General features: G+C 68.3%; 26 protein-coding genes and 1 tRNA gene. 6 read left to right on the forward strand and 21 right to left on the reverse strand.

What is annotated here, in order from left to right; genetic code table 11:
- Positions 1-45 precede the first annotated feature (45 nt).
- The gene (locus OHS18_RS24370) at positions 46-216 is read right to left on the reverse strand and encodes a zf-HC2 domain-containing protein (protein ID WP_328448858.1); all 171 of its coding nucleotides are present in this window, start codon (positions 214-216) and stop codon (positions 46-48) included.
- Positions 217-531: 315 nt separating this feature from the next.
- Here OHS18_RS24370 and OHS18_RS24375 point away from each other — a divergent pair, with 315 nt between their 5' ends.
- Positions 532-771: a hypothetical protein gene (locus tag OHS18_RS24375; protein WP_328448856.1), complete on the forward strand. Its 240-nt coding sequence runs from the start codon at positions 532-534 to the stop codon at positions 769-771.
- 9 nt (positions 772-780) lie between these two features.
- On the opposite strand, the gene OHS18_RS24380 is transcribed toward OHS18_RS24375, so the two are convergent.
- Positions 781-1,494, reverse strand: a complete 714-nt coding sequence (locus OHS18_RS24380; RefSeq protein ID WP_328612523.1) for a PP2C family protein-serine/threonine phosphatase — start codon at positions 1,492-1,494, stop codon at positions 781-783.
- 241 nt (positions 1,495-1,735) lie between these two features.
- Here OHS18_RS24380 and OHS18_RS24385 point away from each other — a divergent pair, with 241 nt between their 5' ends.
- The gene (locus OHS18_RS24385) at positions 1,736-2,758 is read left to right on the forward strand and encodes a glycoside hydrolase family 19 protein (protein ID WP_328618566.1); all 1,023 of its coding nucleotides are present in this window, start codon (positions 1,736-1,738) and stop codon (positions 2,756-2,758) included.
- Between the two features lie 67 nt (positions 2,759-2,825).
- Here OHS18_RS24385 and OHS18_RS24390 read toward each other — a convergent pair whose 3' ends face one another.
- The 3 genes from OHS18_RS24390 to OHS18_RS24400 form a co-directional block, all read right to left on the reverse strand.
- The gene (locus OHS18_RS24390; RefSeq protein ID WP_328448853.1) at positions 2,826-3,653 is read right to left on the reverse strand and encodes a dioxygenase family protein; all 828 of its coding nucleotides are present in this window, start codon (positions 3,651-3,653) and stop codon (positions 2,826-2,828) included.
- Positions 3,654-3,703: 50 nt separating this feature from the next.
- Positions 3,704-4,591 (reverse strand): AraC family transcriptional regulator, encoded by an 888-nt coding sequence (locus tag OHS18_RS24395; protein ID WP_328448851.1) that lies wholly within the window; start codon positions 4,589-4,591, stop codon positions 3,704-3,706.
- A 153-nt stretch (positions 4,592-4,744) separates the two neighbouring features.
- A complete protein-coding gene (locus OHS18_RS24400) occupies positions 4,745-5,893 on the reverse strand; it encodes a thioester domain-containing protein (RefSeq protein WP_328448849.1) in 1,149 nt (382 codons plus the stop codon).
- Between the two features lie 711 nt (positions 5,894-6,604).
- Here OHS18_RS24400 and OHS18_RS24405 point away from each other — a divergent pair.
- Positions 6,605-6,781: a hypothetical protein gene (locus tag OHS18_RS24405; RefSeq protein WP_328612524.1), complete on the forward strand. Its 177-nt coding sequence runs from the start codon at positions 6,605-6,607 to the stop codon at positions 6,779-6,781.
- A 63-nt stretch (positions 6,782-6,844) separates the two neighbouring features.
- Here OHS18_RS24405 and OHS18_RS24410 read toward each other — a convergent pair whose 3' ends face one another.
- Entirely contained in the window at positions 6,845-7,402 is a 558-nt protein-coding gene (locus OHS18_RS24410) for a TetR/AcrR family transcriptional regulator (RefSeq protein ID WP_328448843.1), read from the reverse strand.
- A 77-nt stretch (positions 7,403-7,479) separates the two neighbouring features.
- Here OHS18_RS24410 and OHS18_RS24415 point away from each other — a divergent pair, with 77 nt between their 5' ends.
- A complete protein-coding gene (locus OHS18_RS24415) occupies positions 7,480-8,502 on the forward strand; it encodes an aldo/keto reductase (protein ID WP_328612525.1) in 1,023 nt (340 codons plus the stop codon).
- A gap of 5 nt (positions 8,503-8,507) precedes the next feature.
- On the opposite strand, the gene OHS18_RS24420 is transcribed toward OHS18_RS24415, so the two are convergent.
- The 9 genes from OHS18_RS24420 to OHS18_RS24460 form a co-directional block, all read right to left on the reverse strand.
- Positions 8,508-9,740 (reverse strand): DUF4041 domain-containing protein, encoded by a 1,233-nt coding sequence (locus OHS18_RS24420; protein WP_328612526.1) that lies wholly within the window; start codon positions 9,738-9,740, stop codon positions 8,508-8,510.
- Positions 9,741-9,888: 148 nt separating this feature from the next.
- Positions 9,889-10,470 (reverse strand): hypothetical protein, encoded by a 582-nt coding sequence (locus OHS18_RS24425; protein WP_328612527.1) that lies wholly within the window; start codon positions 10,468-10,470, stop codon positions 9,889-9,891.
- Positions 10,443-11,126, reverse strand: coding sequence for a hypothetical protein (locus OHS18_RS24430; protein ID WP_328612528.1), 684 nt, complete (start codon positions 11,124-11,126; stop codon positions 10,443-10,445). The genes OHS18_RS24425 and OHS18_RS24430 overlap by 28 nt, the downstream gene beginning before the upstream one ends.
- Before the next feature lie 236 nt (positions 11,127-11,362).
- A tRNA-Leu gene (locus OHS18_RS24435) sits at positions 11,363-11,436 on the reverse strand.
- Between the two features lie 43 nt (positions 11,437-11,479).
- Positions 11,480-11,845 carry a hypothetical protein gene (locus tag OHS18_RS24440; protein ID WP_328612529.1) on the reverse strand — a complete coding sequence of 122 codons (366 nt, stop codon included), beginning with the start codon at positions 11,843-11,845 and terminating at the stop codon, positions 11,480-11,482.
- Complete coding sequence (locus OHS18_RS24445) at positions 11,845-12,843, reverse strand: hypothetical protein (protein WP_328612530.1); 999 nt, start codon at positions 12,841-12,843, stop codon at positions 11,845-11,847. The genes OHS18_RS24440 and OHS18_RS24445 overlap by 1 nt, the downstream gene beginning before the upstream one ends.
- Positions 12,840-15,176 carry a hypothetical protein gene (locus OHS18_RS24450; protein ID WP_328612531.1) on the reverse strand — a complete coding sequence of 779 codons (2,337 nt, stop codon included), beginning with the start codon at positions 15,174-15,176 and terminating at the stop codon, positions 12,840-12,842. The genes OHS18_RS24445 and OHS18_RS24450 overlap by 4 nt, the downstream gene beginning before the upstream one ends.
- Positions 15,173-16,423 carry a hypothetical protein gene (locus tag OHS18_RS24455; RefSeq protein WP_328612532.1) on the reverse strand — a complete coding sequence of 417 codons (1,251 nt, stop codon included), beginning with the start codon at positions 16,421-16,423 and terminating at the stop codon, positions 15,173-15,175. Before OHS18_RS24455 ends, OHS18_RS24450 begins: the two co-directional genes overlap by 4 nt.
- A gap of 38 nt (positions 16,424-16,461) precedes the next feature.
- Positions 16,462-17,223, reverse strand: coding sequence for a Crp/Fnr family transcriptional regulator (locus OHS18_RS24460; protein ID WP_328612533.1), 762 nt, complete (start codon positions 17,221-17,223; stop codon positions 16,462-16,464).
- A 109-nt stretch (positions 17,224-17,332) separates the two neighbouring features.
- Between OHS18_RS24460 and OHS18_RS24465 the strand changes: the two genes are divergently transcribed.
- Positions 17,333-17,899 carry a hypothetical protein gene (locus OHS18_RS24465; protein ID WP_328612534.1) on the forward strand — a complete coding sequence of 189 codons (567 nt, stop codon included), beginning with the start codon at positions 17,333-17,335 and terminating at the stop codon, positions 17,897-17,899.
- Here OHS18_RS24465 and OHS18_RS24470 read toward each other — a convergent pair.
- The 5 genes from OHS18_RS24470 to OHS18_RS24490 all read right to left on the reverse strand — a co-directional run bounded on the left by OHS18_RS24470 (position 17,896) and on the right by OHS18_RS24490 (position 23,187).
- The gene (locus OHS18_RS24470) at positions 17,896-18,585 is read right to left on the reverse strand and encodes a Crp/Fnr family transcriptional regulator (protein ID WP_328612535.1); all 690 of its coding nucleotides are present in this window, start codon (positions 18,583-18,585) and stop codon (positions 17,896-17,898) included. The genes OHS18_RS24465 and OHS18_RS24470 overlap by 4 nt on opposite strands.
- 113 nt (positions 18,586-18,698) lie before the next feature.
- Positions 18,699-20,042, reverse strand: coding sequence for a ricin-type beta-trefoil lectin domain protein (locus OHS18_RS24475; RefSeq protein ID WP_328612536.1), 1,344 nt, complete (start codon positions 20,040-20,042; stop codon positions 18,699-18,701).
- A 344-nt stretch (positions 20,043-20,386) separates the two neighbouring features.
- Positions 20,387-21,721 carry an NAD(P)/FAD-dependent oxidoreductase gene (locus tag OHS18_RS24480; RefSeq protein WP_328448837.1) on the reverse strand — a complete coding sequence of 445 codons (1,335 nt, stop codon included), beginning with the start codon at positions 21,719-21,721 and terminating at the stop codon, positions 20,387-20,389.
- A gap of 84 nt (positions 21,722-21,805) precedes the next feature.
- On the reverse strand, positions 21,806-22,489 hold the full coding sequence (locus OHS18_RS24485; RefSeq protein ID WP_328612537.1) for a uracil-DNA glycosylase: 684 nt from the start codon (positions 22,487-22,489) through the stop codon (positions 21,806-21,808).
- Complete coding sequence (locus OHS18_RS24490; protein ID WP_442875272.1) at positions 22,486-23,187, reverse strand: endonuclease V; 702 nt, start codon at positions 23,185-23,187, stop codon at positions 22,486-22,488. Before OHS18_RS24490 ends, OHS18_RS24485 begins: the two co-directional genes overlap by 4 nt.
- On the opposite strand from OHS18_RS24490, the gene OHS18_RS24495 reads away from it, so the two are divergent.
- A complete protein-coding gene (locus OHS18_RS24495; RefSeq protein ID WP_328612539.1) occupies positions 23,186-24,679 on the forward strand; it encodes a S10 family peptidase in 1,494 nt (497 codons plus the stop codon). The two genes, OHS18_RS24490 and OHS18_RS24495, sit on opposite strands and share 2 nt — an antisense overlap.
- 93 nt (positions 24,680-24,772) lie before the next feature.
- On the opposite strand, the gene OHS18_RS24500 is transcribed toward OHS18_RS24495, so the two are convergent.
- On the reverse strand, positions 24,773-25,549 hold the full coding sequence (locus tag OHS18_RS24500; RefSeq protein WP_328612540.1) for a hypothetical protein: 777 nt from the start codon (positions 25,547-25,549) through the stop codon (positions 24,773-24,775).
- Positions 25,550-25,612 lie beyond the last annotated feature (63 nt).

The raw sequence follows: 25,612 nt of genomic DNA on the forward strand, positions 1-25,612 counted from the left end.
GCCCGGCAACCTAGCGGCGGGCACCGACGGTTTCCGGCGGAAGTCCTAAGTGGACTTTCCGAGGCTGTCCAGCATGATGCGGACGGACTCGAACTCCCGGACCTCCTGGCGGCAGTCGGAGCACGACGCCAGGTGCCGCTCGACCCGCGCCGTTTCGGCGTCGTCGAGCAACCCGAGGCTGTAGGCCCCGAGGTCGGTCCGGTCGTACCGGCCCATCGATCGTGTCTCCGTTTCCGCGCCCCGCCGAGGGACACCCGCACCCCACCGGACGTCTCCAGCGTCCTGGGACGTACGGCCGATCGGGCAAGTTCCCCCGATTTCCACCCGATCGGCCGACAACTGCGGTCGGAGTTCCGCCCATGTGAGTGACACTCATCGTCACGGATTTCACTTGCCCGAACACGGAAAGCTTTCTCGCGGCCAATTTCGCCGTTCGGCGTCATGGCTTCCGGGCTCGGCCGTCGAACCCGCGTCAGGTCGGCATTTTCCGGCCTCGACCTGGGTAACAAGCGAGCCGAAACGAGGAGAGCGATGACCGTACGAAGCCACCGGGCGGACAACGTCGTCGACGAGGTCGGGGTGTGGCTGACCGGGGAGTTCGGCGCCCGGCTCCCGGTCACGGAGATCGACCGCGTGGTCGAGGTGACGCGGATCGACCTCGAGAGCAGCATCGCGCCGGAAGAGCTCGGCGAGATGCTCCACCGGCTGGGCCGCGCCCGGCTGCTGCGGCTCGTGCAACCCGCCAAGGTGCGGATCCCGCAAGCGCGCTGACCCCGTGGCCTACGGCGCCGGGACGACGTGGACGACCACCGCCGTCGCGTTGTCCCGGCCGCCCGCCGCCTCGGCGACGGCCAGCAGCCGCCGGACCTGTTCGGCCGGCTCGCCCCGCCGGCCGAGGATCTCGTGGATCCGCTCGTAGGGCACCTGCTCGGCGACGCCGTCACTGCACAGCAGCAGCACGTCGCCCGGGCGCAGCGCGAGGCTGAGCACGTCCGGCTCCGGACGCGCGGGGTGGCCGATGTAGCGCGTCAGCTGGTACCGCGCGGCCGACGCCTGGGGCGAGTCGAACGCGTACCAGCCGTTGACCGCGCCGAGCCAGGCCATCGCGTGGTCGGTGGTGAGCAGCTCCAGCAGGCCGTCGCGCAGCCGGTAGGCCCGCGAGTCGCCGATCTGGACGAGCCAGTACCCGCCGCCGGGCTCCACGAGCGCGGTGAGCGTGCACCCGGCCAGGCCGCCGATCCGCCGGCCGGACTCGCCGACCTCCCGCTGCGCCGCGGCGACCGCTTCCCGCAACGAGTCCGGGGAACCGCCCGCCCGCGCGACGAAGACGTCGACCGCGGTCCGTCCGGCCAGCCGGCTGCCTTCGCCGTCACCCATGCCGTCGGCGACCACCGCGAGCAACGGATCTTCGGTCAGGTGCACGACATCGAAGTTCGCGGAGTAGCGCTGCCCCACTTCGCTGCCTGCCGCGGCGCGCGTGACATGTCCGGCCATGGGCGCATCATGCCAGGGGCGTTCGCGCACACCCGTTGCCCGCGTGGCCAGGCTTCTTGACTGGACTAGACCAATCTGCTCTAGTGACTGGTGTCACGTTCTTCCCGGCCGGATGAGCACCCCCTCTTCGACACCCGGACGCCTCCCCCCGTCCGGACCCTGTCGTGGCCGAAGGAGTGAGCGAGCCTTGAGAAGACGTCTTGTCGCGGTGATTTCGGCCTTTGCGGCCGCAGCCGCGCTCGTGCTCGGTGTCCCCGCGTTGTCCACCGCCGCCCCGCAGGCCGCCGCCGCGGCGTGCAGCGGGCCCAACTGGGTCGCCGGCCAGTGGTACGACGTCGGCGCGGTCGTCAAGTACACCAACGGCAGTTACTACCGCGCCAAGAACGCGAATCCGGGTTACGACCCGATCATCAGCACCTGGTACTGGGAGCCCTACAGCTGTGACGGCGGTGGCGGCGGCACGACCTGCAACGCACCCAACTGGGTCGCCGGGCAGTGGTACGACGTCGGCGCGATCGTCAGGTACACCAACGGCGGCTACTACCGCGCCAAGAACGCGAATCCGGGTTACGACCCGATCATCAGCACCTGGTACTGGGAGCCCTACAGCTGCGACGGCGGCGGCACGAACCCCGGCAACCCGGGCTCGTTCGTCGTCAGCGAAGCGCAGTTCAACCAGATCTTCCCGGGCCGCAACGGCTTCTACTCCTACAGCGGCCTGACCGCGGCGCTGTCCGCCTACCCCGGCTTCGCGAACACGGGCAGTGACACGGTGAAGAAGCAGGAGGCGGCCGCGTTCCTCGCGAACGTCGACCACGAGACCGGCGGCCTCGTCTACATCGTCGAACAGAACACGGCCAACTACCCGCACTACTGCGACTACAGCCAGTCCTACGGCTGCCCGGCCGGCCAGGCCGCGTACTACGGCCGCGGCCCGATCCAGCTGAGCTGGAACTTCAACTACAAGGCCGCGGGTGACGCGCTCGGCATCGACCTGCTCGGCAACCCCTGGCAGGTCGAGCAGAACTCGGCCGTCGCGTGGAAGACCGGCCTCTGGTACTGGAACACCCAGACCGGCCCGGGCTCGATGACGCCGCACAACGCGATCGTCAACGGCCGCGGCTTCGGCGAGACGATCCGCAGCATCAACGGCTCGATCGAATGCAACGGCGGCAACCCCGCCCAGGTCGAAAGCCGCGTCTCCAAGTACCGCTCGATCAGTTCGGTCCTCGGCGTCGACCCCGGCGCCAACCTCTACTGCTGAACCCCGGTCGTGAGTGTTCAGGGCGGTTAGAACCGCCCTGAACACTCACGACCTCACGCTGGGAGTCTCAGGCCGTCCGCCACAACGCGGGGACGTTCGGGGGCTCCCAGCCCGGCTGGGCCGTGTGCCCCTGTAAGCACACGTAGTCCCGGCCGCCGTAGGTGACGCGGGCGCCGGCCGCGTAGTTCGTGCCGGCCGCCCAGGTGGTGCCGCCGGGCGGCGTCGAAGTTGTCGAAGCCGGTGGCGGTGTGCCGGTGGTGGTCGGCGTCTGCGGCACGTTCAGCACGAAGTCGAACGCCGCTTCCTTCGCGCTCCCGTTGTCCCGCACGGTCATCAGCAGCCGCGCGTCGAAGATCGAGTCGGTGTTGTTGCGCGGCTCGTTCGGGAAGTACAGCTGCGTGGTCAGGATCGGCCGGCCCGGCGCCTGCACCTTCACGTGGATGTGCCGGGTGCGGCCCGGGTAGAGGCCCGGGACGATCGTCGACAGCGTGAACGCGCCCCGGGCGTCGGTGTACTGGTGGCCGCGGAAGGTGAAACCGGTGTTGTCGTACGCGCCGTTGACGTCCGCCTGCCAGAAGTCCAGCAGCGCGCGGTTCACCGGCAGGCACGCGAGCCCGAAGACGTAGCCCGTCACGGTCAGCCGCGTGCCCTGCGTGCCGGGCGTGACGAGCGACGTCCGCTCCGGCGAGTTCGGCTTGAAGTACGGGCCTTCGATCTGTTCGGGCGTCGGATCGTCGTCGTCGTGGCACGACGGCGTCAGCTCCGGGGCCTGGCTGCCCGCCGCGGCGGTGCGGGCCAGCGCGGGACCGCCGATCAGCGCGACGGGCGCCGCGACACCGGCGGCCAACGCGGCCCGCAGCAGCGTCTTGCGGCTCAGCTTGGTCTCTTCGTCCATGCCCTCGACGGTAAGGAGCGCACCCGCTCCCCGGCGATGGACCGGAGCGGTCAGTCGTGGTGCTTCTCGCCGGTGCGGCGGAAGTCGCCGGGGCTCAGCCCGGTCTCGCGCCGGAAGAACCGGCAGAAGTACGCCGGATCGGCGAAGCCGACGCGGCTGGCGACCTGCCGGACCGTGAGATCCGTCCGGAGCAGGAAGCGCTTGGCCTCCCGGATCCGCGCCTCCCGCACCAGCTGCGCGGCCGTGCGGCCGGTCGCGGCCTTGACCGCCTCGGTGAGGTGCTCCGGGGTGACGCCGATGCGTTCGGCGTGCGCGTGCACCGACCACAGCCCCAGGTCCGGACGTCCGGTGAGCCGGGCGAACTCCGCCGCCACCGCCCCGGTCCGGGCGGGCGGCGCGGCGGGCGTCCCCGGCAGCCGTCCCACGCGCACGACCAGGACGTGCAGCAGGGCCCGCAGGACCGAGTCCTCGCCGCGGCGGTGTTCCGCCTCCAGTTCGGTGATGAGGCGCGTGACGTCGGCGTCGGCGCGGGCGTCGAGCTCCGGCCACGGCCGTTCGCCCAGGCGTCGCAGCAGTTCGCGGTCGCCCGGGTAGTCGAGCAGGAAGTCGTCGGTGAACAGGACGACGTGCCCGGTCAGGTTCCGGGCCCCGGCCCAGTGGTGCACCTGGCCCGCGGCGATGACGCCGAAGTGCGGCGGCCGCAACGGCCAGCGGGCCAGGTCGACGACGTGCGCGCCGGTGCCGCCGGTGACGTGGACGAGCTCGTGGAAGGTGTGCCGGTGCGGGAACTCCGCGCGCGAGAGCGGCCCGATCGTGTCGAACGTCCCGACGGCGAACGGCACCGCGTGCGGCGCGGGCAGCTCCAGCCGGTGCATCGGCAGCTCTCCCGCCCGCGGCGGACGGCCGGGCGTCCCGGGCGGAACGGTCGTACCACGCATGGTCTCGTCCCTTCGCCTGTCGGCGGAAAAGTCTAGACCACTGTGTGCACGGTTCGCCGGTTTCGCCCCGAACGTCGCAATCCGTTCGTCGCACGCCGGAACGGGGCCGATCCACTGTGGACCGGCCCCGTTCGGGGTTCAGCTCAGATCAGTTCACGCACGGCTGCGGCGACGGTTCACCAGCAGCATCAACGCGCCGCCACCGAGCAGCAGGCCGCCGACGGTGAACGGCACGGCCGCGTCGACACCGGTGTTGGCCAGGTCGCCGCCACCGCCGGGGGAACCGGCCGGGGTGGTCGGGGCCGGGCTGGTCGCCGGGGCGCCCGCCTCGGTCCAGCTGGCGGCCGCGTTCGCGGTCACCTCGGTCTTCTCCGAGTCGGCGACGATCAGCGACTGGGCCGGCTGGCGCGCGTAGTTCTCGGAGACGAACAGACGGCCCGTGTCCAGCTCGCCGCTGGCCTTGAGCTCGAAGGCGCCCTTGCCCGGCTTGGTGCCGGCCGGGACGTCGACGTAGAGCTTGGTGCCGTCCTTGACGTCCGAAGCCTTCAGCTCCTTGCCGTCGGCGTCGGTGATCTTGACGCCGTCGGGCAGCTGGCTGGTCAGCGCGGTGATGTCCCCGGAGGTCGCGACCGAGAACGGGCCGATCTTGCTGCCCGCGGTGCCCTCGGTCTTGTCCGCGGCGACGTTCAGGGTCGGCTTCGGCTGCGCGGCGAGGCCCTTGTTCTGGTCACCGGTCAGGTAGCCGTACAGCGCGGCGACGTCGGCGTTGGCGTCGGCCGAGTTCTCCTCCGCCAGCGGCTTGGTGGCGTCGAGGTTCACGCCGTCGCTGAAGTGCCAGACCGCCGCCTGCGTCGCGGCGATGGCCTCGCGCTCGGAGACGCCGCCGTGGACCGTGACGCCCGCCTTGCCCAGCGCGCTGCCGAGGGCGTCGAGGCCGGCGCCCGGGTAGCCGTGGTGCAGCACCCAGTTGATCTTCGCGCTGTTCTCCTGGAACGGGCCCTTCGCGGGGTACTTGTTCCAGGGGCGCTCGACCATGTCGACGTCGGTGCGCAGGCCGACGGTGATCTGCACGCAGTAGAGCTTGAGGGTGCTGCCGTTGGAGAGCTTCATCGAGAACAGCTCGGCGATGTAGTCGCCGCCCTTCCCGAGGTTGAGCCGGTAACCGACGGTGCCACCGTTCCCGTCGACCTTGCCGTGGGCGGCACCGTCGTCGGCGAGAGCCGCCGGAGCACCGACCATGACCGCGGCGGCCGCGGCGAGAGCCGCGATCCCGCCACGTACGAGAGCTGACCTGACCTGCATAAATCTCCTATCAGAGCCCGAACCACGACGTGGGGGGCCGCGTGAGACCAAGCCCCGATCACAACGGCCACCGATTCGAGTGAGTTATCACCCGGTCAAGCGACACCGGAGCATACATGGACCTCACAAGGGCTACTTCCGGTGTCCCCGTTAACTCGAATGTGTTGCCCGGAAGGGCATGAAGAAGCCAGAAAAGTGCAGAATGCGACTCCGGAAACGCCGTTTTACGAAGCGCGCATACCGGGCAAACAGGATCGGCATCCGACCACTGTGGACGGTATGGCACCCGGTGGCCGGCGTGGGAGAAACGGCCGGAACCGTTGGCACCACCCGGGGGACCGCGCTCGCTCGCGATGACGATCGACACGCCGTTCGACGGTCGGAACCGGGCCCGGCGGCCAGACTGGCTCCGGCCATATGGCCTTCTTCGCGGCCCCGACCTCGGCGGTCGCCTGGTCGAGCGCGGACGGCGACGCGGGCTTCGGCAGTTCCACGAGCTTGGCGACGAGGTGCGGCAGGACGACGTGGTTCGCCTGCGCCGGCTGCACGGCCTGGCGCTTCACGGCCGGCCGCTGAGCAAGCTTCTTGGGGGAACCCCGACTTGGCCGCGGCATGCTTGGCCGGCGTGTGCTTGCCGGAGCGTGCCTCGCGAGCGTGTGCTTTGCGGGCTGGGCGACCTTCTGGGCGGCCGGCGCCGCGAGGGGCGCGACCTTGACCGGCGCGACGGTGGGCCGCCCGGTGGCCGCGGCGACCGGCGTCACGTCGTTGACGGCGAAGGCCCCGGCGGCGGTCGCCCCGACCGCGGCGGTGGCGAGCCCGGCGACGACGTACACGGCCGCGCGGCCCACCTTGCTGGATGTTGTCATGCCGCTCTCCCCGTACGGATGACCTCGCGGAATGCGGGTCTCCGTGCAGCGCGGGCGGGGAGTACACCCGGCGTACATCGGGGTTTCAGGCGCGCCGGAGCCCGTCGACGAGCACGGCGACCATGCGCTGGTTGAACTCGATGCCCTCGCCGCGCACCGGCTGGCACAAGAGGGCGATGGCGTGCATCAGGTCCTTCGCGCTGACGTCGGCGCGGGTCCCGCCGGTCGCGACGGCGGCGTCGAGCAGCGCGCCGAGCACGGGTTCGAGCCGTTGCATGAAGTACCCGGGCAGGCCGTCGAAGGCCGGATCCCCCGAGTGCAGGGCCGTCGCGAGGCCGCGTTTGGTCCCGACGAACGCGGTGTACCGGCGAAGCCACTCCGCGAGCGCCACCTCGGGTTCATGCTCGGCACTGAGCGCAGGCCCGGCGGCGGCGCAGGTGTCGATCCCCCGGTGCAGCACGGCCACGACGAGGTCGGCGCGCTGCGGGAAGTGCCGGTAGAGCGTCCCGACACCGACCCCGGCCAGGTCGGTGATCTCCTTCGCGGGAGCGTCCACACCCGAGGTGGCGAAGACGTTTTTGGCGGCTTCGAGCAGGGCGTCGACGTTGCGCTGGGCATCGGCGCGCAGCTTGCGCGGTTGCATAAACGGAAAGCCTTTCCGTATAGTAGCGGAAGAGCTTTCCGCTTACGTCCCGAGACTACCCCCAGGAGCCACCTCCCATGCAGTACCGCACCCTCGGCCGCACCGGCATCAAGGTCAGCCCGTACGCGCTCGGCACCCTGATGTTCGCGACGTCCATCGGCAACCCCGACCCCGAGGACTCGATCCGCGTCATCCACAAGGCCCTGGACGCCGGCATCAACTTCGTCGACACGGCCGACGCCTACGGCGACGTCGAAGACGTGGTGGGCAAGGCCCTCAAGGGCCGCCGCGACAACGTGGTCCTGGCCACGAAGTTCAGCCGCCCGACCGGCGAAGACCCCAACCACCAGGGCACCTCACGACGCTGGATCATGACCGCGGTCGAGAACTCGTTGCGCCGCTTGCAGACCGACCACATCGACCTGTACCAGATCCACCGCCCGGACCCGTCGACGGACATCGAGGAAACGCTCTCGGCGCTGAACGACCTGATCCACAGCGGCAAGGTCCGCGCGATCGGCACGTCGGCGATGCCGGTATCGGACATCGTCGAAGCCCAGTGGGCCGCCTCCCGCCGAGGCTTCGAGCGTTTCCACACGGAGCAGCCGCCGTACTCGATCCTGAGCCGGGGCATCGAGCGCGAAGTCCTCCCGACAGCGCAACGCCACGGAATGGGCACGCTGGTCTGGGGCCCCCTGGGCCAAGGAATGCTCACGGGCCGAGTCCGCCGAGACGGCGCGAACGACCTCCGCCGCGCGGGCATGCTGAAGCACCTGAACGACTCGCACCGCATCGAGGTGGTGGAGCAGCTGATCCCCTTGGCAGCCTCGGCGGGCATGCCGCTGACCCACCTGGCGATGGCGTTCGCGATCTCCCACCCGGGCGTGACAAGCGCGATCATCGGCCCGCGCACAATGGCCCACCTGGACGACCTCCTGGCCGGACTGGAGATCACCCTGTCGGACGAGGTACTGGACCGGATCGACGAGATAGTCCCGCCGGGCACGAACGTGAGCGCGCTGGACCAGGACTTCGTACCGCAGGCATTGCGGGAGGTCCCCCTCCGCCGCCGCCCGATGAGCGAACGCTCGGCAGCCTGACCGTTCTACCTACGGCTCTCCTCCGGCCAGGACGCGCGACTCTGGAAGTACTGCGACGCCTCGGGTGTCTCGTTGAACTCGAGGATGTTTCCGAGCTTCTCGGCCAGAACCGCGCGAATCTCTTGCGGCGTGATGAAGAAGAACTCCCGTCGCAGGTTGACCTGGTTCAGCCGGCGATCAGCGAACATCTTGTGCAGCTCGTTCTCGAGCGCGATCGCGTCCTCCGAGAAGTGCAGCAGGTGAGTGTCGAAGGGGAACGGAACCGACGCGTCACCGAGTTCCAGGATGCGGTCCCGAGGTTCGAGGCGCCGGGTCATCCCGATCTTCACGACGCTCTCACCGAACGCACCGATGTTGCTGATGACGTATACATACCCAGCCCGGATGTTGGCGATGCGATAGTCGTTCTGCGCTATCGCGTCGTCGATGGCGGTCAATCGCTCGCGCAGCTCCTCAGCTTGCTCTTGCTTGCCCTGCTCGGCAAGTTTCGCCAGGGCGTTGGCGTAGTGGTCGCGTTCCTTCTCCAACCGGTCGCGTTCGGATTGGAGTTCCGCTTCCGCACGTTTCTCTTCCCTCAGACGTTCGCGCTCAGCCCTGGCCGCTTCGCGTTCCTCCTGCACCTTGAAGTGGTAGTCACCAGTCAGTTCGATCTCGCGAAGCCGAAGCAGGTGGTACTCGGGAGCGACGCGCATCTCCATCATCTTGCCGAGCTTCACGATCGACTCGACCGATCTGTCGAGGCGCTGCTTGGCCGAGGCCACCGTGCCGGCGCGAACGGATCGGACACAGTTGTCGGCCTCGGCGTTGTACGCCCGCAACATGAGCTTCGAAAAGTCGGCCGTCATCTTCCGGCCCTGCGCCAGCGAGTTGTTGTAGGCGAACCGGTCAGCGGCGAGGATCGCGACGCCGTTCTTGACGAACTCCTTCACCTCTTGCCGAATCGCGGCCAGTGCCTCCTTGAGCTGTTCGGCGTTCTCGAGAGGGTGGTGGTACTCGTAGATCCCGACCTGCTGGAGCAGGATCGCATCGTTGAGCTCGACCAGCTGACTTCTTGCCTGGTCGAGCTGTTCGCGGACGGCTTCGAGCTCCTGGCGGACCGACGCGGACGGTTCCTCTTGCAGATCGAGGTCACGCGGCGGCTCGACGACGTCAGGCCGCGGAGTCGCGGCAACCGGAGGAGCTTCCACCGGCGAGTCCGCGGCGGGCTGGTCCTCTTGATCGACCGAAGCGTCGGCCACCCAGAACTCCCAGCCCGGAGGCGCCGGCGGCCAGGACGGGTGCGGCTGCCACCCCTGAGGCGGCACCCAGCCAGGCTGCGGAGGTGGCCATCCCGGCGGCGGAACGAATCGGAGACCGTTCACCTTGTCGCCCCGCTGGTGAAGGCGCTCATCCACGAACACCTTTCTTGTCGTCGATCGGAGTCAATCGATGCGGCGTCTTCGACACGACAGCGCGAAGGTGTTTCAGCGTTTCGGACGGAGTAATCCGGGACAAGTCGATCTGCAGGAAGTCTTCACGGCTCACCGCCAGTGCGACGAGCCGAACGAACACGTCCCTGCCGACGGCGGGATCGACGTGGTTGACGCCGCCGACCAAGGAGATGCTGTCGATCTTCCCCGCACGGTCCGACTCCCACACCTCGTGGAGCGTTCGCAAGGTCATGTTGTTGAGCAGGTTGACGTACCTGGTCGTCACGTCTTTTTGCGTCAACGTCGTTTCCGCGATCTCGTCACTGGCGCGCACGTAGCGGAACACTTTGGTCTTCGGGATCACCTCAGGCGACGGGAACACCACCGTGATGGACAGTTCGCGCAAGTCCGAGCTGTACGAAAAGTCGAAATCACTGTTGTCGGCGATGACGTCCGGGTAGATCGAGTTGCCGAACACGATCCCGACATACTCGTCGACCGCCTCGGGTTCGCTCTTCGCGAGCCGGTTGATCAGATCGTCGAGCCGAGCGTTTTCCACATCGACGACACGTTGCCGTTCGTCACACTCGGCGTCATACCGCCGTCGATCGTGGGCAAGTCTCCGCAATCGCTCGCCTCCACGGCTTGGTGCTGCTGCGCCGCAGCCAGCTGCCGTTGCGGAATCTGCGCGACCACGGCTCGCCAAGCAGCGTGCGCTTGCCCGAACTGAGCCTGTGCGGCAGCGGTCGCAGCGGCGTGCTTCTTCTTGGCGAAGACCGCCGAGATACCGGCCGGCGCCGCAGGCGGCTGAAAGTAGGGCTCCGGAGGAGCAACGATCGGCGCAGGCGCAGGCGCCGCCGTTGTGTACACCGAATGGAAAGGCGGATGTTCAGCGACCCGGCGAAGGTTTTCCAGATCGACGTAATCATCGACAGCCAGTGTCGACTCGAGAATGCTGTCGATAGCGGCCAGCTCTTCCCGCAGATCCGCGTTGAGCGACTCGACCTTCGTCTGCTGGGCTTCGACGTGGAGGCGCTTCGCCTCACGTTCCGCCTGGGCCGCCGCCTGCACATCCGCGCGCGCCATACGCTCGCGTGCCATAGCGGCGGCAGCCTGAGCGCGATGCATTTCCCGTTCGAGACGCACCCGTTCCCGCTCGGCGGCTGCCACCTGCCGCGCCCGCTCCTTCTGCGCCTTGGCCGCCTGATACTGCATCTCGGCGAAAAACCCTCGGCGACGCCCCATCGATGTGCCCTCCGACCTCAGCGCAGTCCCCAGTTCCCCTGGGTATCGCTGAGACGACGGAAATGTTTCACCCGTGCACAACTCCGCACACGAGCGAGTGAACCGGGTGCACTGGACTCACCAGACAGATCGGAAATACGCCGAGAGCCCGCAGCGAGACCAGACCGGCTGATCCACATACCTGGGCGCCAATCGTTACCCATTCGTGCCCCCGACGGGGTTCGAACCCGCACTGGGTCGATTTTAAGTCGACTGCCTCTGCCAGTTGGGCTACGGGGGCACCGTGCATTCTAGGTGATGAGCACTCGCGCCTGCCTCGGACGTCAGATCGAGACAGTCAGCTTCCACGCAGCCGCTGCCAACCCGACGACAAGGGGGTGCACCGTGGAAGCGGCGCGCGCGAGCGACCTCAGCACCAGGACGACGCCTCGATCGCCGAGCCAGGCCAGCCTCGTCACCCCGTCTCCGTACAAGTAGGCGAAGTGCGGCGGTGCCCCGCCGGCGCGGCGGCGTGCGCAGCTGACCCAGTACTCGGGCAGCACCAGGAGCGCGGCTACCAGCGTCACGACGTCGCGGGCGGGCTCGATCAGGGTCTTGAGAGCGACCGGCACCGCGAACCGGACGATAAGGCAGGCCAGGGCCACGACCAGCGCCAACCCGGGCAACGCCTGAGGGAGCAGCGGCCACATCAAGCACCCCCGACAGGGCTGCCCGAGCCGTTCTGGCGGTCCTCGAAACTGAGCTGCCGCGCCGCGTCCGTGCCGGTGATCACCCGGCTGATCGAGGCCTGCATCCACTGCATCACGACCCGCACCTGATCATCGATCTGCCACCGGTCGAGTGCATCGGACTCGATGAGCCGCGTGATGAATTCGAAGACCTCCCGGCGGTGCGTGTCCCGTTCCTCGACCAGCGCACGCACTACCGGCTCCACATCCCTCGGGTTCTGGGCCAGTTGCAGGGCGAACTGGTCGAGGTCGCCGTCCTTGATGAGTTGCTTGAATGCCCCGACCTCGGCCTCCAGCCGGACGTTGCGCTCCTTCTGCTCATCCATCCGCAGACGCACGAGCACGTTCGTCCAAAGTCCGAACTCCTCGGAAAGCCAGTCGTTACCGAACCGGGTGTTGGCCGCCTTCTCCGCAGTCTCCACCTCTGCGGCCGTCAAGCCCCGGCTCACCTCACGGAGTCCGGCTAGCAAGGGCGGAACGAGCGCGGGCCGGATGTCCGTGAGCCCTTCGGCGACGACTTTCTCCGGCTTCGTCACCCGCCATTGGATGTCCACCTCCGACCGGAAGACGAAAGCGTCGCCCAAACTCGGCAGTGTGATCTCCAGCGATAGCTGCCGCAGGGACAGATCCACTTCGTAGACGGAGCGGAAACCGCCCCACAAGAGCTCTCCGGCAGTCGGCTGCTTGTGCCGGCCGAAAACGACGAACCGGCCATCACCCTGGACGAAAACCCGGGCCACCCACGGCCGCACCTGTGCCCGGTTCCGCACGAAACCCAACCGGCCGACGCGCTCGTCGCTCACGATGGGCGCGTAAGCCGACGAGTCGAGAGTCCGGACCACCGGACCGCTCTGCGAACCCGAATCCGGCAAGCTCGAATCGGGCTCGCCCTGCTGCTCGGCCCGGTCGTCTTCCTTTTCCGGCTGTTCGGTTTCTTCTCGCACCTTTTCCTCGGTCATAAGACCACCCTCATTTCGGTACACGAATGGATCGCCGTGGTCAGCCGGGCCGCCACATCGGGCTCGAGCGGATCAGCCCAGTCCTTCGTCAGCCGGCCGATCAGGTAGAGCAGCCGCTGCGCGTCACTCTGCGACTCCACAAGCCGGATCATGAACCCGGCCAGGACGTCGAGCAGTACGGGATCCTGCTCCCCACAACGGATCCACCGGGCGAGGAAATGTCGAGCCAGAGCATCGCCTTCCCGATTCCGCAGAGACTGCCGGAGAAGTGCGCAGATCGGCTCGGTGAGCTGTGGGTCCTGCGAGTGCAGGGTCAAGAGCAACGGCCATTGTGCGACCCCTGAAGGAAGCGCCGGCCGGTCCTCCGTCGAGGCCATTTCGAGGCGGCGGAGTTCGAACCCGTAAAGGTTCGTCAGATGCCGCAAGCTCCGGAGAGCGAGCCGGCGAAGACTGCTCCGATCGCTATCAAGCCAACGCCGGAGACAGCCGAGTACCTCGGACACCCGGCCGAACGCCAGGAGTTTCGCCACGCTGTACCCGGAGATCCAGACGACGTCCCAGTCATCACTTTCGGCCAGTGGCTCGTGGCTTTCCGACGGTGTGCCGAGAACCCTGAGCTCCTCGAGAGTTTCGTCGATCCGGCGGCGCCCCAACGTAAACCCGTAGGTCGCAGCGGCGGTCCAGCGCAACGAACGGGCTTCCGACCGACGCCACTCTTGCAGCCGCTCGAGGATGGCCGGCCGGAGCTCGTCATCCTGGGCAGCCTGGTCCAGCGCGATCGCCGGCCACAGGCGGCGGTTGCTCAACAGCCGGCCCCGGTCACCGGTAAGGGCGTGAGGCCTGATCATTTTCGTGTACACGTAATCGAAATCACTCCGGCACAGATACCCCATCGCCTGGGCCGCACGGACCCACAACATCGGGCGGTTGTCCTCGGCCAGCTTCGTCAGCCAGGCGTTGATTGGTTCCCGCATGCGGTAGTGGTTCGACCAGACGTGGTCCAGAATCGCCGACGGGTATCGCGGATCGTGAAAACGCACGGACTTCGTAGGTATCAAGACACGTCCGAACGTCGCATAGCCGTCAACAATCGTCGCCCGCAACGCAGGCAACCGGCTTCCTTGATCATCGGCGAACAATGAAACCTTGCCGTCATCGTCCTTGCGCGTCGCGCCAACGAGCATGCCGCCCAGCAGATCCGCCGCCTCGGCGACCAGGTTGTAGGGCGACTCGTTGAGCACTGCCAACGCCACGCGGAATGCCGTCAAGCGAAGCGCCTCATCGAGCTCGGCTCCCGGCGCAACCCCTTGGACCGCGACAAACCATTTCGCCACCTGGCCGTGGACGGCCCGTGCGGCTTCTCGCTCAACACCCTGGCGGGTGATCTCGCCTCGCGCGTGCTGGACAAGGAGGGTCGCCATTCGCACAGACTCCAATGGCCGCGGGCACGGGCCCAGAGCCTCGGACGTCCACGGAGCCACCTGGAGTTCCGCGAGGTCGGCCTCGACTTCAGTCGGGTCGCCGGGCCGGATCTCGTGCTGGATGTGCTTGGCGAGCAACGCGGCGGGCTCCGGTGGTTCGTAGTCGAACGCATATCCGCCGAAGACGTCCGCGTACCGGAAATCGTCCGCCGCGATCAGCACACAGAATGAGGACACCTTCTTGAGGCGATCGCGAAGCTCGTCGAGGTTCTCTTCGGTGAGCGCGCCGCTCACCTGGCGTGGCAACTCCGCTACATAGCCCGCGCTCGTCTCCGCGAATTCGGTGGCGACGAGCGACTTGAGGCTCTTGCCGCTGCCGAGCCGGAACACCCTGCTCTTGGCCACCCGATCGAGGAGGTGCAGCGCGGTGGTGACGCGCCCGGTGCCCGGCTGGCCGCGCAGGAGGATGACACTGCGCTGCTCGAGCATTCGCCGCATCTCGCTATGCCGCGCCACGGGAAGGTATCGGGCTCTGACCCACTCCAGCACGTCTTCACGCACTGATCCTGACCCACGCGAGACTTCTCGTCCCACGAAGATCTCGTACCGGTCGCCGACCTGCATCTCCGTGATCTGCGCCTGGTTGATGTTGGCAGTGGGCCCGTGTTGTGAGTACTTGGGCGAGTAGAACCGTTCTCCCTGTTGGAAAGCTTCCTTCACACCGCGGGATTCATCGTCGCCCTGGTCTTTCTCGTTCTCGTGCTCTGCTTTCTTCGGAGACCCCCTTTTCTGCGCGCTCGCCTTCGGCGAACTGCTCTTGTCCGGTCCGCTGCCCTCAGGGGATGTCTTCTGAGCCGGCGTCGACGGTCCGGCGGCCGGGGCCGGGGAGTTCGCCGCGGGGGTCTCGCTCATCGGCCCGTCCCGCGGTTGTCGTGCCACGACCCGACGACGAACGGGCCGTGGAAGATCCCGCTCTCGATATTCGAAACAGGCCCGTTGACCACTCCTATCCCAGGCGAGGTCAGCGGTGCGGCCACGTCCTCGCGCCGGGGTGCAGGCTCCGGCGGGACCGAGTACCCGAGGACGCGAACCCAGGTCTCCGGATCAGTCGCGAGGGACCGGTAGCTGTCCGGCATGACCATACGAGCCACAGAACCGTCGACGATCCGCCGATGGACTTCGGCGGACACCACGACAACGATAGGGCCGTCCGCGACGCCGTCCAGGAAGCCCCTGACCTCTGCCTCCTCGGCAAGGTCGCGGGCGGCGGCGAGATCGTGCCCCTCGGCGACTCCCACTGCCACCTGCAGTTCCGGAGCGTGCGCGTCGAGCGCGTCGGCCAAGTGGTGCAGCCATACCCCCAGCACTCGTTCACCCGGCGTTCCGGCGGGCAGGGACAGTGCCAGATCGCGGCAGTCTTCGTCCACAGTCCTGGAACACGAAATCCCGGCGGCAGCGAGGGAGGGTCGTAGTACCCGGTCAGCGAAGTCCGGACCGGTCTGCGCGGCCTTGCTCAACCGGATACCGACGACCAGCGGCTCCCGGCCGGCGAGTTCGGCCACCTTCTCGGCAGGGACTCCGGGTACGCGGATCCACGCGTCGCTTCGAAACGCTTTCGCTGGTATGTCGACACGAATCCGCACGAACTCCGCTTCGAAGACCTCGGTGAGGCGCTGGCGCACACAACCTTCGAAAATCGGCTCGGAGAGGATCTGGACCAGGTTGGCCTCGGGCAACGCAGTCAGCACCGCACGTGCTTGTGCTGCGTCCAACAGTCGGTTGACGTGCACCAAACCGTCCGAGGCGTAACCATGGGCGGCTGGCACGGACCCGCCGTGGTGCGTCGCGAGACGCAACCTCAGCTGTGTCTCGGGCCTGCGAACGTGGTTGAACCGGTGGAGCCAGGTATCGAGCTCCCGGACGAACGGGCCCACCAACACGGGCTCGGCCGAGCTGTCGGTGATCACGGCGCAGAAGCCGTCTCCGCCGTCCTGCAGCGTCCACGATGCGCGATCGAGCCCGGCGGCCGTAGCCGCCGTCGTCACCCCGTCCGTCAAGGCTTGTTGCAGGTCAGCCTGCTGCTGCCCGTCTCGGCTCCCGTACCGCCACATGTCGACGGCCAGCAGCAGGGACCGCGAAAATTCGGTGTGTTCCGGCAACGAGTCCTCCTCCGCAAGATCGGTCTGCGTCCCATCTCTTAACTCTGAGCCACGTCCGCGTCGCCCATCCCGTATTGATATGGGTTTCGCAGGTCACTGCCCCCGAACAGGGCCAGACCCTCGAGATCGTCGACTACTATCCGTCGATATTGGCGGCGGACCAGTCCCGCTCGATGCAGTAGCTGAAGTGCCTTCTCGAATGTCGCCAGTGCAACCCCTGCCAGAGAAGCGATCTCCGCCTGCGTGAGCGACACGTCGAGATCCCATCCCTCTGCCGTGCGTACGCCATAACGCCCGGTGATCTCTGCGAGAACTCGCCCGACCCGGACCGGCGCCGGGCAGGCGACGAACTCCGCTCGGCGTTTGTTCGCCCAATGCAGCCGCGAACTCAGCGACGCCGCCACGGCGCTCCAGGCATCAGGATTGCGGTCCAAGAAGTTCTTCAGCTGCGCGCTCTTGATCAGCTTGACGTGGGCCGCGGTGCACGTCATCACATTGGCGGAACGCGGCCTGCCTTCAAGAACTGACATCTCGCCGAGCAGGTCACCTCGGCCACGAAGGCCCAGCAACACCGGACTTCCGAATTCGGTCTCGACGAAGACCTTCACGATCCCGTCGACCAGTACCAGCACATGGTGACTTTCCTCGCCTTGCCGAATGATCTTCTGCCGCGCGCCATAGGTCACCGCAGTGCCCAGTTCGAGAAAGGCCTCCCTAACCCGGCCGGACATCCGGCCGAGCAGACTGCTCGCCGGCCATGGTTTCTGGTTCAAATCCCTCCCCTCCTTCGTCTCGTCCACCGTTCCCCCAGGACGTCGAAGAACACCACATCAAAATCCGGTTTTCACATCGGAGAGATTCCGGATACGAAGCCGTCTCGTGACGGGATGCCCAGGATCCGCGGCGGCGATGATCGACCTCGACCCGAAAGGAGCACACATGGGCGCCACGAGCAGGAGAGCACCGGCCGGACTGAAAGCCTCGTATACGAGAACGGAAGTCGAGCTCGCCACCACGTTGACGACTGTGACGTTCTTCCAGGGCGCGGTCCAGCACGCCGACGAGAAAGCTCGCACGGTCGTGGCAATCCAGACCATGATCACCGCACTCGTAGCGACCCAGGCCGGTCTCCTGGGCGGTGTCAAGTTCGGTTCGGGGACGCGGCTGGTGGTTCTCGGAGCGTTGGCGTGTTTCGCCCTCGCTTACGCCTACGCGTCACTGCACGTGTTCCTGGCGATCCGGCCGCGGACGACGGCGCCGTCGAGCAGGAACCAGTTCGCGTTCCCGAGCGTCGCCGCCGGAACGGCCGGCACCGAACGCATGGGAATGAGGGATCAGTCAGCGCAGGCTCATGAGCTCTCCCAGCTCCTGGCCGCCTTGGCAATGCGAAAGCATCATCACGTGCGGGCAGCGTTGGCCGGCACCTGTGTGCTTTTCTCAAGCGCGCTGGTTTTGCTGGTCACATCGGTGGTCTAACCATCGGCGACGGTCGCGAGCCGGACCCGGTCGCAGACACATACCCTGCGGTAACCCGTCTCGACGATGCCCTCTCGCCGCAGCGTTGCCAGTGCCCGGTGCACCGTCGGCTCGGCGGCACCCACCAACGCCGCGAGTTCCGGCTGGGTGAGCGAGACGCCGATGCGCACATGAGTTCCGGTCTGGGTCCCGTACGATGTCGCCAGCTCGAGCAGGACTCTTGCGAGCCGGATCCGGACTTCGCGGCTGCCGAAATCGATCCGTCGGCGTGTGGCCCATCGCAGCTTCGCCCCTACGCTACTGCTCACCGCCAGTGATACGTCCGAGAAGCCGGCCAGGAATCGGCGGAACTCGGCCTGCGCAATCAAGCGCGCTCGCACTCGCCCGGCCGTGGTCACGGTGGCGACACGTGGATGACCGTCCATGGCTGCCAGTTCGCCGACCAGATCGCCGCCTACCCTGATGGCCAGCAGGGCGACGTGCCCTTCCGGAGTGGCGCCGGTGATCTTCACACAGCCGTCGATCAGGAGAAAGGCATGCGTGCTGGTGTCTGCCTCACGGAGGAGTACCCGTTCGGGCTCGAACTCCCGCGCAGTGCCCAATCCGAGCAGAGCGGTTCGCGCCGTCGGCGACAGGCCGGCCAAAAAGCTGCCCTGAGGAAATACCGCTTCCTGACGACCGCTCACGGCTCCTCCCCTCACCCACCTGGATGTTAAAGCGGGCGAACCACGAACGCCATCGTCCCGGAAAACACGGAGGCCGAGCCATTCAATGGCCCGGCCTCCGGTTCTTCACAAGCTCAGTTCAGCGTCCAGGACTGGTTGGCGCTGCCCGCGCACGTCCAGATCTGCAGCGGGGTGCCGTCCGCGGAGCTGGGGCCCGTGGCGTCCAGGCACTTGCCCGAGGCCGGGTTGACCAGCTGGTTGCCCGTATGGGTCCACTGCTGGGCGCCCGTTCCGTTGCAGTCGTAGAGCTGGACCTTCGCGCCGTTCGCCGTGCTTGCCGCGTTGACGTCCAGGCACTTGCCCAGTGCTCGGAGCGTGCCCGCGGTCGACGTCCAGTTCTGGGCCGTCGTGCCGTTGCACGTGTACAGGTCGACCGTCGTGCCGTTCGCCGAGGAGGCTCCTGCCACGTCCACGCACTTGCCGCCGTAGCCGGTGATCGTGCCGCTGCCCGCGGGCGGCGGGGTGGTCGTGCCGCCGCCGGTGATCGCGTTGAAGATCCTCGAGTACGCGTAGCCCGTCGCGCGGTCGTAGTCCTGGAGCTCCCAGAACGACAGCTCCGCGACGCCGTTCTGGGCGGCGAACGTCTCCAGCTGCTGCGCGTCGGACTGGCTGAACTGCGCGCCGTCGTCGTTGCGGCCGGCGATCGGGGTCAAGCCCATCATCGCGTACGCCGCCGACGTCGAGATTCCGTAGAGGCTCGCCAGCTGCGACGCGCTGGCGCGGGCCGCGGACAGGGCGTCGCCCAGGACCGGCTGGCCGTCGTAGAAGTCCATCACCATCAGGTTGACGACGCTGACCTTGACGCCCTTGTTCTTGGCGTCGCGCAGCAGGTCGAGCTCGTTGCCCGGGATGCCTGTGGGGTCGACGGCCAGCGTGTAGTCGACCTGGACCGCGCCGTTCTGCTGCTGCAGTGCGGCCAGCGCGGAGTTGCGGCGCTGGTTCGACGCCGTGTCGCCGAGGACGCCGCCTTCGATATCGAAGTCCAGGCGCGGCGTGCCGTAGGTGTTGACCACGTTCGCGTACGCCGCGGTCAGGCTGGCGGTGTTCGTGCAGGTCTGGGCCAGCTCACCGCCTTCGGCGCCGCCGAACGAGGGGATGACGTTGCCGCCCGCGGCCTGCAGCGCGCTGATCTGCGTCTTGAAGGAGCCGACGCCGGTGCCGTTCGCTTCCCAGACCGGCGTGCAGCCGGACTGCGGGGTGAGGAACGCGAGTGTGAAGAACTTGGTGCCGGTGGCGTTCATGTCGGCGGACAGCTGACCGGCGTCGGAGTCGCTGATCTGCAGGTAGGGGGCCGCGTAGTGGGCGGGGAAGGCGGGGCCGGCCGCGGCCGCGGTGCCGGGCGCGCCGGCGATGACGGCAACACTCAGCACGGCGGGCAACGCCGCCACGAGTGCCGCTTTGGTGCGGGAAAAGCGCATGGGAGCTCCTGGGACCGTGGGGACGGGCGGTGCGGAGTGATCGGATCTTGTCGGCGAGGGGGAGGTTCGCCGACTTATTCTTCGTAGTGAAGAAAGGGATACCCGCTCACTGGCCCAGTTGTCCAGACCATGTCGCTCACCGGCACACAGTCGGTCATTTCCCTGCAACTAACCCAAAAGGCCCTTAACAGTCGGCAAGGAAGCGCTTCCACGACGAGCGCGAACGAACCGGCGGCGGCGGTGGGTGAGCTTCGCAGGCTCGAGCGCGAAGCTCCCGCCGTCGCCTCGCGACACGAAAGAGCCCCCGTCCGCCGAAGCGGACAGGGGCTCTCCCTACCGAAAACTCAGGACTTCGAGACGCGCGCGAACTCGTCCTTCGGGTTGTTGATCTGGCCCAGCGAGATGACCTCACGCCGGAACAGGCCGCCGAGGATCCAGTCGAACAGGATGCGGATCTTGCGGTTCCAGGTCGGCATCGCCTTGAGGTGGTACGCGCGGTGGAACAGCCACGCCGGGAAGCCCTTGATCTTCAGGTTCAGCGCGTCGGCGACGCCCTTGTGCAGGCCGAGGCTCGCCACCGCGCCGAGGTTCTTGTGGAAGTAGTCCTTCGGCTTGCCGCCGCGGGTCACCTTGATGATGTTCTTCGCCAGCAGCCTCGCCTGGCGGACCGCGTGCTGCGCGTTCGGCGGGCACGTCGCCGTCGGGTCCTCTTCGGTGCGCGAGAGGTCCGGGATGGCCGCGTTGTCGCCCGCGGTCCACACGTCCGGGTGGCCGACGACCTGCATGGCGGCCGTTGCCTCGAGGCGGCCGCGCTTGTCGAGCGGCAGGTCCGAGTTGGCCAGCACCGGGTTGGCCTTCACGCCGGCGGTCCAGATGAGCGTGTCGGTGTCGAACTCGGTGCCGTCCGACAGCACGACGTGGCCGTTTTCGAACGACTTCGCCGCCGTCGACAGGTAAACCTCGATGCCGCGCTTCTCCAGCTGCTCCACCGTGTACACGCCGAGCGTCTCGCGGACCTCGGGCAGGATGCGCCCGGCGGCCTCGACGAGCACCCAGCGGACGTCGGCCGGCTGGATGTTCGGGTAGTAGTTCTCCACCGCGAAGCGGGTCATGTCCTCGAGCTCGGCCAGCGCCTCGATGCCGGCGAACCCGCCGCCGACGACGGTGAACGTCAGCAGGCGCTTGCGCAGCTCGGGGTCGAGCGTGCTGGCGGCCTCGTCGAGCTTGGTCATGATGTGGTTGCGGAGGTAGATCGCCTCGCCGATGGTCTTGAAGGCGATGCCCTGCTCGACCAGGCCCGGGATCGGCAGGATGCGGGCGACGGCGCCGAGCGCGACCACGAGGACGTCGTAGCCGAGCTGCTCGATGTGGCCGTCGGCGGCCTCGACCGTCACGGACTTCTTGTCGTTCTCGATCTTGGTGACGCGCGCGGTCAGCACGTGGCAGCGCTTGAGCACGCGGCGCAGCGGCACGACCACGTGCCGCGGCTCGATCGCGCCGGCCGCGGCCTCCGGGAGGAACGGCGCGTAGGTCATGTGGGGCTGCGGGTCAACGACGGTCACGGAGGCCTCGTTGGCCCGGAGCATCTTCTGGAGGCCGTACGCCGTGTAGAGCCCGACGTACCCACCACCGAGGACGAGGATCCGAGTCGGTTCCGACTTCGACTTCGCAGCAGCCATGACTTCATAGTGGCACCTTCACACGGACCTTGCGCGGGGACCCCATCCGGCTGTGACCAGCGTCGCTGCACCTTCCGTAACGATTCAGTCCGAGGCCGTCACGGAGGTCGCGGCGCGGAAGACGTCCGCCACCATCGTGTGGGTCAGGAGCCCGGTCTGGACATTGCGCGGCGAGACGTGATAACAGCCGAAAATACGCAGGTCGCCGAGCTTCAGGACCGTGCCGTGTCCGAACGCGGGCCGCGGTGACGGCACCGGCCAGCCGGCCGCGGCGAGCACGGGCAGTAACGCCTGCCAGCCGAACGCGCCGAGCACCACGATCGAGCGCAGTGTCGGACGTAACAGCGTGAGTTCCTCCGCGAGCCAGGCCCGGCACGTGTCGCGCTCGGTCGGCGTCGGTTTGTTCTCGGGCGGGGCGCAGCGCACCGGCGAGACGAGCCGGGTGCCGTACAGCTCGAGGCCGTCGCCGATCGCGGTCGACGTCGGCTGCGACGCGAGGCCCACCTCGTGCAGCACCCGGAAGAGGAAGTCACCCGACGGGTCGCCGGTGAACATCCGGCCGGTGCGGTTCGCGCCGTGCGCCGACGGCGCCAGCCCGACCACGGCGAGCGTGGCGTCCGCCGGCCCGAAGCCGGGCACCGGCCGCGCCCAGTACTCCTCATCGCGGAACGCCGCCTTCGCGCCCGCGACGCCTTCGCGCCACTCGACCAGCCGCGGGCAGGCCCGGCACTCGGAGACGGCGGCGTCGAGCTGGGCGAGCGTCCTCATCGCAGCGCCACCCGGGACAGCCGGTCGGCCTGCCGGGTCGTCTCGGGCAGCCGGTAGCGCGGGGTGAGCGCGAGCGTCAGCCGGCACGCGTGGGCCAGGTCGATGCGGTGCCCGGCCGAGACGTACACCGGCTTGACGCCGTCCTGGGTACGCAGCACCGCGCCGACCACCTCCCCCGCGTCGACCAGCGGCACCGACGAGCCGCGGGCCGGCGCCGGGTCGTCGTGCGAGCCGACGAACCGGGTCTTGCCGACGCCGAACGCGGGCCGCCCGGTCAGCACGCCCAGGTGGCAGGCGAGGCCGAACCGGCGGGGGTGGGCGAGGCCGTGGCCGTCGCAGACCAGGACGTCGGGCTCGTGGTCCAGCTGCTCGAGCGCGGCCAGCAGCGGCGGCAGCTCGCGGAAGGCGAACAGGCCCGGCTCGTACGGGAAGACGGCCTTCGCGCGGACCGTCCGCTCCTCCACCACGGTCAGCCCGGCGGTCTCGAGCGTGACGACCGCGGCGGCGATCCCGCCGGCGTCGTCGTAGGCGACGTCCAGGCCGGTCACCGTCGGCGGCAGCTCCGGGCCGTCGTCGGTGAGGTCGACCTCGCCGCGCAGCCGTTCCTGCACGGCGAGCGCCTCGGCGATCGTCGTCGGCCAGTCCCCGGTGTGCACCAAGTCACCCTGCCACAGTGATCCGGCTAAGTTGGGGTCCATGGCGGACACGACCCCCGAAGAGGCTCCCGAGAAGACGACTCCCGAAGTCAAGGAGCTCCCGGCCGAACCGGCCGACGACATCGTCACGACCCAGCACACGCTCACCGTGAAGCGGAAGACGCTGTCCTACACGGCGAAGGCCGGGCGGATCGTCCTGCGCAAGGAGGTCGTGAAGGACGGCAAGTCCGAAGGGCTCAAGGCGAAGGCCGAGGTCTTCATCACCTCCTACACCCTCGACGACGCCGAGCCCGGCTCGCGGCCGGTGACGTTCGCCTTCAACGGCGGCCCCGGCTCGTCGAGCATCTGGCTGCACATGGGGCTGCTCGGGCCGCGGCGCGTGCTCTCGGGCGACGTCGACGACCCGGAACCGCCGCCGTACGGGCTGGCCGACAACCCCGAGACGCTGCTGGTGCACAGCGACCTGGTGTTCATCGACCCGGTGTCGACGGGTTACTCGCGCGCGGCCGAGGGCGGCGAGACGAAGGACTTCCACGGGTTCAAGGGCGACATCGAGTCGGTCGGCGAGGTCATCCGGCTGTGGGTGTCGCGCCACGAGCGCTGGCTGTCGCCGAAGTTCCTGGCCGGCGAGTCCTACGGCACGCTGCGCGCCGCCGGGCTGGCCGCGCACCTGCAGGACCGCCACGGGCTGTACCTGAACGGGCTGCTGCTCATCTCGTCGGTGCTCGACCTCGGCACGCTGCAGTTCAGCGAGGGCAACGACCTGCCGTACTCGCTGTACGTGCCGACGTACGCGGCGATCGCGCACTACCACGGCCTGCACGGCGAGCGCCCGCTCGACGACGTCCTCGCCGACGCGGAGGACTTCGCGGCGAAGGGCCTGCCGTGGGCGCTGGCGCGCGGCGCCCGGCTGTCCACACAGGACCGGGCCGACGCGGTGGCCACGCTGGCGTCGCTGACCGGGCTCACCGAGTCCTATGTGGACCGGGTGAACCTGCGGATCGAGCACGTCCGGTTCTTCACCGAGCTGCTGCGCGACCGCGGCCTCACGGTCGGCCGGATGGACGGCCGGTTCACGACGTGGGAGCCGGACGGCGGCCGCGAGCACATGAGCGACGACCCGTCGATCTCCCGGGTGATCGGCGCGTACTCGGCGGCGTTCAACCACTACGTGCGGGCCGAGCTCGGCTACGAGAACGACCTGCCGTACGAGATCATCCACGAGGACACCTTCAAGGCGTGGTCGTACAAGGAGTTCGAGGGCCGCTCGATCTCGGTGGTCGATTCGGTGAGCGCGGCGATGCGCGCGAACCCGCACCTGAAGGTCCACGTGGCGTTCGGCCACTACGACGGCGCGACGGCGTACTTCGCGGCCGAGCACGTCCTGGCGCACCTGCAGATCCCGGAGGAGCTGCGCGACAACATCGACACGGCGTACTACCCGGCGGGGCACATGATGTACGTCCACGAGCCGACCCGGGTGCAGCAGTCGAAGGACCTCGGGAAGTTCGTCAAGAAGGCGTCGAACCGCTGAGGGGCGGGCCAGGTCGTCGTGGGCTGCTTCGTTCCGGCCCCGCGACCTGGCTCAGCACCGCGGAAACGAGGACCCACCGCGCCCTCGGGTCCTTCACCGGGGCTCCGGTGGTGTCCAGTCGACGGCGCTCCGCGCGGGCCGCGGGTCTCCATAGCGGCCCGGCGGGAGCGGCCGGCGGTTCCGGAGGTACGCGAGCAGCTCGGCGACCGCCACCAGCGCGAAGTACGCGATGAGCACCGGCCCGTACCCCGGCGGCAGCCGGTGGCCCAGGGCGTCCAGTAGCGGCGGGAACGCCACCAGCGCCGGCGACGCCGCGTGCATGTGCTCCGCCAGCAGCCCGCGGTACACCGCCAGCGACTCCGGGCCTTCGGCGAGCACCGGCGCCCGCAGGAAACCGGCCAGCACCACGCCGCCGCAGAGAGCGCTCAGGACCAGCAGCCCCAGCCAGCTCAGCGCGTAGGCCGAAGCCGTGGGGAACAGCGAGACGGCCAGTGCCGCGCCGCCGGCGTACGCGAAGGCCAGGGCCACCGTGAACCAGCCGCCGAGCACACTGCGATCGCGCGTCGCGCCGGGCCAGGGACGCGTTTCGCCGGCGAGCTGCCGCTGCCGGCTCCGGACGGCCCGCCACATCGTCAGCTGGACGACGAAGCAGAAGAAGTACACCGGCGCGGCCGCGGTCACGCCGAAGAGGCGCTGGTAGCCGATCGCGCCGGCGAGACCGGCGACACCGAAGAGCAGCAGCCACGGCAGGCTACGGCCGGGTGTGACGTTGCGGGTGGCCACCAGGGCGCCGATGTACGGCGTCGGCGCGGCGACCGGCCGGCCGCGCTTCGCCAGCCAGCTCAGCACCATCTCGTGTTCCTTGCTCATCAGACCTCCCCGTAGCCGGCGTCCGCCGAACGTCGTCACCACGACCGGGGCGAAGACGACGGT

Source organism: Amycolatopsis sp. NBC_00355, assembly GCF_036104975.1.
Classification (GTDB): domain Bacteria; phylum Actinomycetota; class Actinomycetes; order Mycobacteriales; family Pseudonocardiaceae; genus Amycolatopsis.